The organism is Pantoea sp. YR525 (genome assembly GCF_900116775.1).
In the GTDB taxonomy this organism is placed as follows: Bacteria; Pseudomonadota; Gammaproteobacteria; order Enterobacterales; family Enterobacteriaceae; genus Pantoea; species Pantoea symbiotica.
Window position 1 is genome coordinate 120,885 of the sequence record NZ_FPBU01000004.1, and the last position, 11,582, is coordinate 132,466.

Here is an 11,582-nt window from a genome sequence, read left to right on the forward strand (position 1 = left end):
GAGGTAATATTTAGTCACACTTAGATCGCTAAAGCAATCGCTGTGTGAAAAATGAGCAAAAAAGGTTCAGCACATTGATCAACATCAGACAAAGTAACGGCCGCACAAGGCGGCCGTTAGCTCAGTAGCTGGCTTTTTGCGCCAGCAGCGTGGCGAAACGGATTTTAATGCGGTTACCGTTTTCATCACGACGATGCAGTTCACCGACATCTTCGTTGTACTTCACGATGTGCCAGTTGCGGTAATAGTGGCTGAGCTCACCGGATTTAAACGCAAACGGGAAATTTTGCGTATTGGGATAATCATCGGTATCCATCGCCGCCACAATCAGGTTGTAGCCATATTTACGCGTGCTGGCCTGCATATCAGCAATCAGCTGGGGAATGGTTGCCGGTTGCAGGAACATCATCACCACGGTCGACAGCACAAATTGATAGGCGCCGTTGAACCGCACGCTATTGAGATCGCACAGCTCGGTGTGAATGTTCTGCAGATTCTCTTCCGCGATGATGCTGTTCAGGCGTTCGAGACTGGCGGGATTGCTGTCCCAGGCCGTCACCTCAAAGCCATGCTGATTGAGAAACAGGCTATTGCGGCCCTGGCCGCAGCCCAAATCCAGCGCTTTCCCCACCTCAAGATGAGGCAGGGCGGCCAGCACTTCAGAATGGGTCGGCGTGAGACCGTATTTTTCAGCGTAATAGTTATCGGGGCGTGTAGTCATAACCAGATTGCGGGCCAACTGCCCGCTTTACTCCTCTTCTTCCAGCATCAGTTTCCAGCCGGTGACATCATTCCAGTAAGCTTGCTCACGCTCCAGATCCAGCTGCACCAGCGTATTCTGGCTCAGGAAGCCGGCAGGGAAGGTCAGCGTCCAGTGGCCGTCGTCGGTGCTGAGCTTGAGCGAATCCGGTTTGGTAGTCGCCTGGCGCTGATTATTCAGCAGCGTGCCAAGACGCAGCAGGAATACCATCGGCAGAAACTGTTTCTTTTTAAACAAGGTGAAACGCGGCATCTCATCCTGCTTCACCGCTTTGCGGTGATAACGTACCAGCGTCGCCAACAGCATCTGTTGATCCTGATTAAAGCCCGGCATGTTGGAGTTTTGCAGGATGTAGGCCGAATGGCGCTGCATGCCGCTGTGATTGATGGTCAATCCCACTTCATGCAGCAGCGCGGCCCACTTCAGCAGCGCCGACAGTTGTGGATTGGCTTGCTTCGGATTCTGCTCCTGCCACTGGAGATAAAGCTTCTCGGTGGTTTCCAGCACCCGGCGCGCCTGATCGCTATCAATTGCGTAGTGATTTGCCAGACTTTGCGCGGTGCGGCTGCGAATATCCTGATGGCGGAAACGGCCTTCCATCTCATACAGCACGCCTTCACGCAGTGCGCCGTCAGAGAGACGCAGCTCGCGAATCGCTAACGCATCAAACACGCCACACAAAATCGCTAAGCCCGGCACAAACACCGCTTTACGCTCTTCCGACAAGCCCGGCAGGCTCAGCGCATTGAACGACTTATGCTTCAGCACTTCGGTGGTCAGCAACTCCAGCGTTTCCGGCGTAATCAGCTTCTCTTTTTCACCCATCGCCAGCAGCACTTCACAGGCCGCTTTGATGGAACCCGAAGCGCCCAGCGCATATTGCCAGCCGTGCAGACGATATTGCCACGCCATGGTTTCCAGCTTTTGTGCAGCGGAGAGGCGCGCACGGCGGAAGTTTTCGGGCGTGATTTCTCCTTTCGGGAAGAACAGATTGGCGAAGCTGACGCAGCCCATGCGACGGCTTTCTACCAACTGCGGCTCAAAATCTTCACCAATCACCAGTTCAGTTGAACCGCCGCCGATATCAATCACCAGCTTGCGACCTTTTTCCGGCTGCGTGTGTTCCACGCCCATGAAGATCAAACGCGCTTCTTCGTTGCCGGAAATCACTTCGATTGGATAGGGAATTACTTCAGCCGCGCGCTGCAGAAACTCTTCGGCGTTGCTGGCGATACGCAGCGTGTGCGTACCGACGATCGTCACGTTGGCGGCACTGAAGCCCTGCAAACGTTCGGCGAACAACGCCAGACAGCTTAGCCCGCGCTCAATCGCTTCTTCGCTCAGGCGATTGTGCGCATCCAGCCCATCGGCCAGATGCACGCGCTGTTTCAGGCGTCCCAGCACTTGCAAAGCGCCATCCACCACGCGGGCAATGACCATATGGAAGCTGTTCGAGCCGAGGTCGATTGCCGCGAATTCTTGAGGTTTCGGCGTACTTTTATGTGAGATTGGCATAGGCGTTATTCGGGTTGTTCCAGTTTCTTGATGTAGTCATAAATGGCCAGCTGCGAACGCACCTTTTTACGGTTGCCGCGCGGCACATAACGATTACTCAGCTCTTTATCGACGATGCGGGCTTTCACCGTATCACTAAACAGAATGGCGATAATGTCCAGAATGCGTTGCTTCACGCGTGGATCAAGAATCGCCACGGCAACTTCAATGCGGTGATCAATGTTACGCGTCATCCAGTCCGCGGAAGAGAGGAACACCTTTTTCTCGCCGCCGTTCTCAAAAATATAGACGCGGTCGTGCTCGAGATAGCGGTCAACGATGCTGGTAATGCGAATATTTTCACTGATGCCCGGTAAATCGGGGATCAGCGAACACATACCGCGCACCAGCAGATTCACTTTCACGCCTGCCGACGAGGCGGCATACAGCCGATCAACTAAACCATTATCCACCAGGTTGTTGATCTTCAACGTAATGCCGGCAGGATTGCCTTGCTGCGCGTTGGCGATCTCGGCATCAATGAACTTATACAACATGTCGCGCGAGTTCTGCGGTGACACCAGCAGATGCTCGAAGGTGACCGGGCGATACGGATTCTCAATGAAGTTGAACACGCGGCGCACTTCATTGGTGATGCGCGCATCGGCGGTCAGCAATGAATAGTCAGTATAAATGCGCGCGGTTTTTTCGTTGAAGTTCCCGGTACCGATATGCGCATAACGCACTATTTCTTCACCTTCACGGCGCGAAATCAGGAACAACTTGGCGTGAATTTTCAGACCTGGCGCGGAGAAGATCACATGCACGCCCGCTTCGGTCAGACGTTTCGCCCAGCGGATGTTGGCCTCTTCATCGAAGCGCGCCTGCAGTTCCACCACGACCGTGACTTTCTTGCCGTTATAGGCGGCGTGAATCATCGCATCCATGATGCGCGAGTTTTTCGCTACGCGGTAAATGTTGATCTTAATCGCCAGAACGTTCGGGTCGAACGAGGCCTGACGCAGCAGCTCCAGCACATGCTCAAAGGTGTGATACGGATAGTAGAGCAGCACATCGCGATTACGGATGGCGTCGAAACCGTTGCGGAAGCCGTCAAAACCGATGTGACGAATCTGCGGCAGCGGACGGTTTTCCAGATTGCTTTTGCCAACGTTCGGGAAGCCGATGAAATCTTTGAAGTTATGATAACGGCCGCCGGGCACAATCGAATCGTAGTTTGAAATCGACAGCTTATGGCGCAGCATTTCGACCATCGCATCCGGCATATCGCGCTGATAAACGAAACGTACCGGCTCGGCATTGAGACGCTGCTTCAGGCTCGAGGACATCAGCTCCAGCAGGCTCGATTCCATCTCCGTTACCAGATCGTATTCGGCATCGCGCGTCATCTTCATCGAATAAGCATTCAGCGTATCGTAATCGAAGAAGCCTTTGAAAATTTCATCGAGGCAATAGCGCAGGATGTTATCTAGCAGAATCATTGGTTTGCGGCGACGTGGCGACTCAGCCGGCAGGTTAATAAAACGCGGCACTTTATCCGACGGGATCTCGAGCAGCGCATAACGAATATCGTCGCCGCGAATGATCTCCACCGCCAGATAGGTGTAATCGTCTTTCAGGAATTCGATCAGATCGGTGTCATGGTTAATCAGAATCGGCGTGACGTGCTGGCGTAATTGATGTTTGAAGTAGTAGCGCAGCCACTCTTGCTGATTCGGTGATAGCTGACGTTCGTTAATCAGGAAGATCTGATTACGCGCCATTTCCAGCAGCAGATCGTTATAAAGCGCATCAAACTCCTGATCCGACTTCTGTACCCGCAGCTGAATTTTCTTTAACAGATGTCGCAAAGAGGTCGGTTTGCCTTGCTCTTCGCTGATCAGAATCCGCCGCTTGAGATCGGCAAAGCGGACTTTATAGAACTCTTCGAGGTTATTGGAATAAATTCCCAGAAAGCGCATGCGCTCAATCAGCGGATTACTTTTATCCGAGGCTTCCTGTAACACACGTTCATTAAAGCTTAACCAGCTTAATTCTTTTTCTATATACAGCTTATCCTGACCCATTCTGACTCCGAGATGCTGATGCTGGACGGAATGTCCGGCGGAAAATGCACAAAAATGCGTTACCGCTCAGTGTCCGTCACCATTATGGCGAGAGTATGGCAGGCTTGTCCAACGTCAAAGGTTGTCTTATCAATCAGCTACGGGCAACATAGCGACTTGTTTCCACCGGTAACCTGGCCTGCATGAGCATAAATCGTATTCCCGTCCACTTTAGCGACCGTCGTCGACGCGCCACTGATAATTTAGTGCGCCGCGTTGTCACAGCTTGCGGCGTGGGAATTTTGCTGCTGATGTTACTGCTGTTCTTCTGGTTGATCTGGGTGGTGCTGCCGCTGTTTAGCGCGCCCGGGATGCATGCCACCACCAATATTCAGCTGTGGGACAAAGCCCCAATGCTGGCGATGGGCAGCGACGGCCATTTGGGCTGGCGCATTAGCCGCAACGAAGCGCGCTTTATTCCGCTCGATGGTCAACCCGCGGCACCGGCACTGGCGTTGAATGGCAAGCCTGATGCGGCGATCGCAAGCTTTGATAACCGCAGCGTGCTGCTCAATATGCAGGGCGAACTGCTGTTAATGCAACCGGTTATCCGCAACGGCAGCGGCGAATGGGGTTTCCCGCTGGGCGATCGTCCGCTGCGCTTACCGCAAGGCCCGGTCAGTAACATGGCGCTGACGTCGCTCAACGATCATCAATGGTTGATTGCCGCGCAAACCGCAGCAGGCATTAGCCTGCTCACGCTGGAAAATCAGCAAAAAGTGAATCAGATCCTGTTGCCGCAGCAGCAGGCCGATCATCTGCTGCTGTCGCCAGATGGCACCTTACTCTACGCCAGCAGCGGGCGGTTGCTGCGCGTGTGGCAAATCACGCCGGATAGCGCGCAGCTACGCGAAACCCAAACCCTCAATCTGCCGCCGCAAAGCCTGCATATGTTGGCCGGTGGACGAACTTTGCTGATTCAGGATGCACAGGGCGTGCAGCAATGGTTCGCTATCGCCAGTGATAAAGGGCCGCGTCTGCAACAGATTCACACCTTCAACGGCAGCCAGCAGGCGCGCGGCATCACGCCGGAACCGCAGCGCCGCGTGTTTGCCACTTACGATGCGCAGGGCAAGGTTCAGCTGTTCGCCAGCAAGCAGCAGGGCGCGATCTTAACCCGCCAGTTGGCGCCGGGCATTCAGGCACTGGCCTTCGCGCCGCGCGGTGATGCCTTGATCATTGAACGCGCAGGGCAATGGCAGCAGTTTGCTTTAGATAATCCGTGGCCGGACTTCACCTGGCGCAACCTGTGGCAGAAAATTTGGTACGAAAACTACCCGCATGCCGATTGGGTATGGCAATCCACCGCGGCGGGCGACAGCTATCAAGCCAAGTTCAGCCTGATGCCGCTGGTGCTGGGTACGCTGAAAGCCGCCAGTCTGGCGCTGCTGTTCGCCACGCCGCTGGCATTGGCCGCCGCGATGTACACCGCGTGGTTTATGTCGCCGGGTTTACGTCGCTGGGTGAAGCCCGCTATCGAAATGATGGGCGCGCTGCCAAGCGTGGTGATTGGTTTGATCGCTGGCGTTTGGCTGGCACCGCACACCAGCACCGCGCTGGTTGGCGTATTGCTGCTGCCGCTGGTGCTGGCGGCCACCTTATTATTGTGCGGCGTGCTGAGTCCGCGTTTGCCTGCCAGCTGGCGACGTCCCGGCTTTGAAGTGATTCTGCTGCTGCCGGTATTGCTTGTGGTTACTCTGTTAACGCTGTGGCTGCCGACGCTGTTGTGGCCAGAAATTGGCGAGCGTTTAGCCCATTACGAACAGCGCAACCTATTAGTCGCTGCGCTGGCGATGGGTTTTGCGCTGGTACCGCTGATTTTCACCTTATCGGAAGATGCGCTGTTCAGCGTGCCGGGCGCGCTCGGGCAGGGCTCGCTGGCGCTGGGTGCCACGCCGTGGCAAACCCTGACGCGCGTGGTGTTGCCGGGCGCCTCGGCGGGCATCTTCGCTGCCTTAATGATTGGCTTTGGCCGCGCCGTCGGCGAGACGATGATTGTTCTGATGGCCACCGGCAATACGCCGGTCAGCGAAGGCGGCTTATTTGCTGGTCTACGTGCGCTCTCCGCCAACATTGCCATTGAGATGCCTGAAGCCGCAGCGGGCAGCGCGCATTACCGCATTCTGTTCCTTAGTGCGTTGATACTGTTGATCTTCACGTTGGTGATCAACACCATAGCCGAGTTGATTCGTCAGCGCCTGCGTCAACGTTACAGCCAGCATGAGGGCCACGGATGACGGCGATGAAACAGAACGATCGCTGGCGCTGGCTCACCGCCGGGGCTGTCGCGGTTTGCCTGCTGGCGTTTACCTTGCTGATTGGTTTGCTCGGCTGGCAGGGCGTACGCGCCTTCTGGCCGCAACCGGTCGATCAATATCAGTTCCAGCCGCCGGAAGGCAGTGCGGTGATGGTGCTGGGCGAAACCTTGCAAAAGCAGCAGCAGGGCGAACAGTGGCGCTATGTGGTGAAAACCGGTAACCGTGATTTTGCCGCGCCCGATTTCCGCGTGCTTTACAGTCAGGGCGAGGCGAAAACCCGTCGTCCTGTCGATGTGTTGGTGCTACAGCGCCGCAACGGCGGCAATGCGTATGGTTGGCTGGTGGAGCTGCGCCAGGATAATGAAGTGATGACCGCGCAAAGCCGCGATGCCTTGCTGCATCAGCGTTTGCAGCAGGTACATGAGCAACTGCGCCAGGCGAGTAGCATCCGTCGCATCAAGATGGCGCGCCTGAATGCACAGCTGGAAAGCCTGCAGCAGCAGGCCGATGAGCAGCAGCGTAACGGCAGCTTCAGCCTGGAAGTGCAGTCCGAGTTTGATGCCAATCGCACGGCATTGCAGCGCCGCTTCAACGCGCTGGCGCAGCAGTTAACCCATCTGCAGCACGAAAGTCAGCGCGATACGCTGGTGCTGCGCGATGTGAACGGCGTGGATCACACCATCCCGTTGGCGCAGGTGGTTGATGCGTGGTATCCGAATGCCATGACCTTGACCAACAAAACGCTGCACTTCTTCAGTCAGATTTGGCAATTCGTCAGCGATTCACCGACTTCTGGTGGCGGCGAGAGCGGGGCGTTTCCGGCAATTTTTGGCACCGTGCTGATGGTGCTGTTGATGTCGATCATCGTCATGCCGCTCGGCGTCATCGCTGCGGTGTGGTTGCACGAATACGCCGGACGCAATGCGCTGACGCGGCTGGTGCGCATCGCGGTGGTGAATCTCGCGGGCGTGCCATCGATTGTCTACGGCGTGTTTGGCCTCGGTTTCTTTGTCTGGCTGATTGGCGGCACCATCGACCAGCTGTTCTTCTCCAGCGCCTTACCCAATCCTACATTTGGTACGCCGGGCTTGCTGTGGGCCGCGCTGACGTTGGCGCTGCTGACGCTGCCGGTGGTGATTGTTGCCACCGAAGAAGGATTGTCGCGCATTCCGGATAATCTGCGTCAGGGATCGCTGGCGCTGGGCGCAACCCAGGCGGAAACATTGTGGCGCGTGGTGCTGCCGCTGGCGGTACCGGCGATGCTCACCGGCCTGATTCTGGCGGTGGCGCGTGCGGCTGGAGAAACCGCGCCGCTGATGCTGGTGGGCGTAGTGAAAATGGTGCCAGAGCTGCCGGTTGATGCGGTGTTCCCTTATTTGCACCTCGATCGTAAATTCATGCACCTCGGTTTTCAGATCTACGATTTGGCGTTCCAGAGTCCCAATATCGATGCTGATCGACCGCTGGTTTACGCCACCGCTTTGCTGCTGGTGGTGATCATCCTGTCGCTCAATTTGCTGGCGATGGCGCTACGCCATCGGCTGCGTGAGCGTTACCGGCTTATGACGCACTAAAAAGGTTTCTGATGACGCCCGATTACGACATTGCCCTTCGCGTTAATCAGCTGTCGCTGTGGTATGGCGAACGCCAGGCGCTGAATAACATTGATCTGCAGATCCCGAAAAACCGCATCACGGCGTTGATTGGTCCTTCCGGTTGCGGCAAATCGACGCTGCTGCGCTGCTTTAATCGCATGAATGATGTGATCGATCGCTGCCGCATTGAGGGTGAGATTCTGCTGGATGATTACGCGGTGATGCAGGCGAATCAGGATCTTCCCGCGCTGCGACGCCGCATTGGCATGGTATTCCAGCGGCCAAATCCGTTTCCTAAATCGATTTACGAAAACGTGGTTTACGGCCTGCGCTTGCAGGGCGTGCGCGACCGTCGCGTGTTGAATGAAGCCTGTGAGCGTGCGCTGCGTGCGGCGGCCTTGTGGGCCGAAGTGAAAGATCAGCTGGGGCAGAACGCGTTAACGCTCTCTAACGGCCAGCAGCAACGTTTGGTGATTGCGCGTGCCATTGCCATTGAGCCGGAAGTATTGTTGCTGGATGAGCCCACCTCGGCACTTGATCCGATCTCAACGCTGGTGATCGAAGAGTTGATGACTACGCTGAAGCAGCATTTCACGCTGGTATTGGTGACGCACAATATGCAGCAGGCGGCACGCGTGTCAGATTACACCGCGTTTATGCATAACGGACAATTAGTGGAGTTTGACGAAACCGATCGCATCTTCACGTCGCCAAAAGCGCGGCGTACCGAAGATTACATTACGGGACGGTTTGGTTGATGGTGCGGACGTGATGAAGGTCGCCATGAATGGCGACCCTACATCAGTCGTGTGCATATCCTTCAGGTGGCAACGGCTGACCATCCAGCCACGCTTTACCTTCACGCATCTGCAAACGCCCATCAACAAACCAGCTGATCACCAGCGGATAGATCGCGTGTTCCTGATGCTGCACGCGCGCGCTGATTTCGTCTTCGCTGTCGCCAGCAAACACCGGCACGCGCGCCTGTAAAATAATCGGTCCGCCATCCAGCTCGTCAGTGACAAAATGCACTGAGGTGCCATGCTCCTCGTCGCCGTTTTCAAGCGCCTGACGATGCGTGTGCAAGCCCGGATATTTCGGCAACAGCGACGGATGAATATTCACCAGACGATCGTGATAGTGCGCGACAAAAGCGCTGCTGAGGATGCGCATATAACCGGCCAGCACCACCAGATCCGGCGCGTAAGCATCAATCTCCTGCATCAGCTGGCGATCAAAGGCTTCGCGGTCGGCAAAATCACTGGCGGCTAACGCATGCGGCGGGACGTTGGCTTCCCGCGCGCGCGTTAAACCATAGGCGCTGGCTTTATTACTGAAAACGGCAGCGACGCTGCCGTTGATACGCCCGCTTGCGCAGGCGTCGAGGATGGACTGAAGATTGCTTCCGTTGCCGGAGATCAGTACAACCAGTTTCTTCATGGATTGATAACCACACGCTCTTCAGAATCAGACGCTTTAATCACACCGATTTTCCACGCTTTTTCGCCGGCGTCGGTCATCAGCTGTACCGCTTTATCGGCTTCTGCCGGGCTCAGCGCAATCACCATGCCCACGCCGCAGTTAAAGGTGCGGTACATTTCGTGACGGCTAACGTTGCCCGCCTGCTGCAACCAGCTGAACACAGACGGCCACTGCCAGCTGCTCTCTTCCAGCACCGCCTGGGTGTTGTCTGGCAGAACGCGCGGGATGTTTTCCCAGAAGCCGCCGCCGGTCAGATGCGAAATCGCATGCACATCAACCTGTTCGATCAGGCTAAGGATGTTTTTCACATAGATGCGGGTTGGCGCCAGCAGGTGATCGGCCAGTGATTTGCCATCCAGCTGTTTGGTGGCCGGATCGGTCTGGCTGACTTCAAGAATCTTGCGCACCAGAGAATAACCGTTGGAGTGTGGACCGCTGGAACCCAGCGCGATCAGCACGTCGCCGTCCTGCACTTTCGAACCGTCAATGATTTCTGATTTTTCCACCACGCCGACGCAGAAACCCGCCACGTCGTAATCTTCGCCGTGGTACATGCCTGGCATTTCAGCGGTTTCACCGCCGACCAGCGCACAACCCGACTGCAAGCAACCTTCGGCGATGCCGGTGATTACCGATGAAGCGGTATCCACATCCAGTTTGCCGGTCGCGTAATAATCGAGGAAGAACAGCGGCTCAGCACCCTGCACAATCAGGTCGTTAACACACATTGCGACCAGATCGATGCCGATGCTGTCATGGCGTTTGAGATCCATCGCCAGACGCAGCTTGGTGCCGACGCCATCGGTTCCGGAGACCAGCACAGGCTCGCGGTACTTCTGCGGCAGCGCACAGAGCGCGCCGAATCCGCCCAATCCACCCATGACTTCCGGGCGGCGGGTTTTTTTCACTACGCCTTTAATACGGTCAACCAGATCGTTACCAGCATCGATATCAACACCGGCGTCTTTGTAGCTGAGAGAGGTTTTGTCGGTCACTGCGGAATCCCCACGCGAGTTGCGGTTGGTGGCAAAAATTAAGCGCGGCAATTCTAACAGCGCAGGCAAACGTTTGCGAGTCCCATCTCATGCTGCCTTTGCATAGCCCCAGATTTTCGCCAATCCTTAGATGACGCAGGCTATTGACCGATGACATGTGGCGCAGCGGCGAAAAGGCGGTATAATCCGGCGATTTTTTTTAGCTCAACTCAATTCCGGGAGAACAATCATGAAGATCGTGGAAGTCAAACACCCGCTGGTCAAACATAAACTGGGCCTGATGCGTGAGCATGATATCAGCACCAAGCGTTTCCGCGAGCTGGCCTCGGAAGTGGGCAGCTTGCTGACCTATGAAGCCACCGCCGATCTGGAAACCGAGCGCGTCACCATCGAAGGCTGGAATGGTCCGGTTGAAATCGATCAGATCAAAGGTAAAAAAATCACTGTAGTTCCGATTCTACGTGCTGGCCTCGGCATGATGGAAGGTGTGCTCGAGCACGTGCCAAGCGCGCGCATCAGCGTGGTTGGTGTGTATCGTGATGAAGAGACGCTGGAGCCGGTGCCGTATTTCCAGAAGCTGGTGTCGAACATTGAAGAGCGCCTGGCGCTGGTGGTCGACCCGATGCTGGCAACCGGTGGTTCAATGATCGCTACTATCGATCTGCTGAAGAAAGCCGGTTGTACCAGCATTAAAGTGCTGGTGCTGGTGGCCGCACCTGAAGGTATTGCCGCGCTGGAGAAAGCGCATCCGGATGTGGAGCTTTACACCGCATCAATCGATCAGGGATTGAACGAGAAGGGCTACATCATTCCAGGCTTGGGAGATGCAGGCGACAAGATTTTCGGAACCAAATAAAAAAAACCAGCCGGCC

At 55.8% G+C, this 11,582-nt stretch carries 9 protein-coding genes; 4 read left to right on the forward strand and 5 right to left on the reverse strand.

Annotated features, from left to right (window positions below; translation table 11 throughout):
• Window positions 1-121 precede the first annotated feature (121 nt).
• From tehB to ppk1, 3 genes are read right to left on the reverse strand one after another with little or no spacing between them, the layout of a single operon-like run.
• Window positions 122-727 carry a tellurite resistance methyltransferase TehB gene (gene tehB / locus BM323_RS09435; protein WP_071531666.1) on the reverse strand — a complete coding sequence of 202 codons (606 nt, stop codon included), beginning with the start codon at window positions 725-727 and terminating at the stop codon, window positions 122-124.
• Window positions 728-748: 21 nt separating this feature from the next.
• Window positions 749-2,275: an exopolyphosphatase gene (gene ppx, locus BM323_RS09440; protein WP_008108324.1), complete on the reverse strand. Its 1,527-nt coding sequence runs from the start codon at window positions 2,273-2,275 to the stop codon at window positions 749-751.
• A gap of 5 nt (window positions 2,276-2,280) precedes the next feature.
• The gene (ppk1, locus tag BM323_RS09445) at window positions 2,281-4,341 is read right to left on the reverse strand and encodes a polyphosphate kinase 1 (RefSeq protein ID WP_008108325.1); all 2,061 of its coding nucleotides are present in this window, start codon (window positions 4,339-4,341) and stop codon (window positions 2,281-2,283) included.
• A gap of 182 nt (window positions 4,342-4,523) precedes the next feature.
• On the opposite strand from ppk1, the gene BM323_RS09450 reads away from it, so the two are divergent.
• Genes BM323_RS09450 through pstB form a run of 3 tightly spaced genes read left to right on the forward strand, consistent with a single transcriptional unit; the run spans window position 4,524 to window position 8,991 of the window.
• A complete protein-coding gene (locus BM323_RS09450; protein ID WP_008108326.1) occupies window positions 4,524-6,617 on the forward strand; it encodes an ABC transporter permease subunit in 2,094 nt (697 codons plus the stop codon).
• The gene (gene pstA / locus BM323_RS09455) at window positions 6,614-8,212 is read left to right on the forward strand and encodes a phosphate ABC transporter permease PstA (protein ID WP_008108327.1); all 1,599 of its coding nucleotides are present in this window, start codon (window positions 6,614-6,616) and stop codon (window positions 8,210-8,212) included. The genes BM323_RS09450 and pstA overlap by 4 nt, the downstream gene beginning before the upstream one ends.
• Before the next feature lie 11 nt (window positions 8,213-8,223).
• Window positions 8,224-8,991 (forward strand): phosphate ABC transporter ATP-binding protein PstB, encoded by a 768-nt coding sequence (pstB, locus tag BM323_RS09460; protein ID WP_008108328.1) that lies wholly within the window; start codon window positions 8,224-8,226, stop codon window positions 8,989-8,991.
• Between the two features lie 43 nt (window positions 8,992-9,034).
• Here the strand turns inward: pstB and purN are convergent, their stop codons facing one another.
• Window positions 9,035-9,673, reverse strand: coding sequence for a phosphoribosylglycinamide formyltransferase (purN, locus tag BM323_RS09465; protein ID WP_008108329.1), 639 nt, complete (start codon window positions 9,671-9,673; stop codon window positions 9,035-9,037).
• Window positions 9,670-10,710: a phosphoribosylformylglycinamidine cyclo-ligase gene (gene purM / locus BM323_RS09470; protein ID WP_008108330.1), complete on the reverse strand. Its 1,041-nt coding sequence runs from the start codon at window positions 10,708-10,710 to the stop codon at window positions 9,670-9,672. The genes purN and purM overlap by 4 nt, the downstream gene beginning before the upstream one ends.
• Window positions 10,711-10,939: 229 nt before the next feature.
• Here purM and upp point away from each other — a divergent pair, with 229 nt between their 5' ends.
• On the forward strand, window positions 10,940-11,566 hold the full coding sequence (upp, locus tag BM323_RS09475; protein WP_008108331.1) for a uracil phosphoribosyltransferase: 627 nt from the start codon (window positions 10,940-10,942) through the stop codon (window positions 11,564-11,566).
• Window positions 11,567-11,582: the final 16 nt, after the last annotated feature.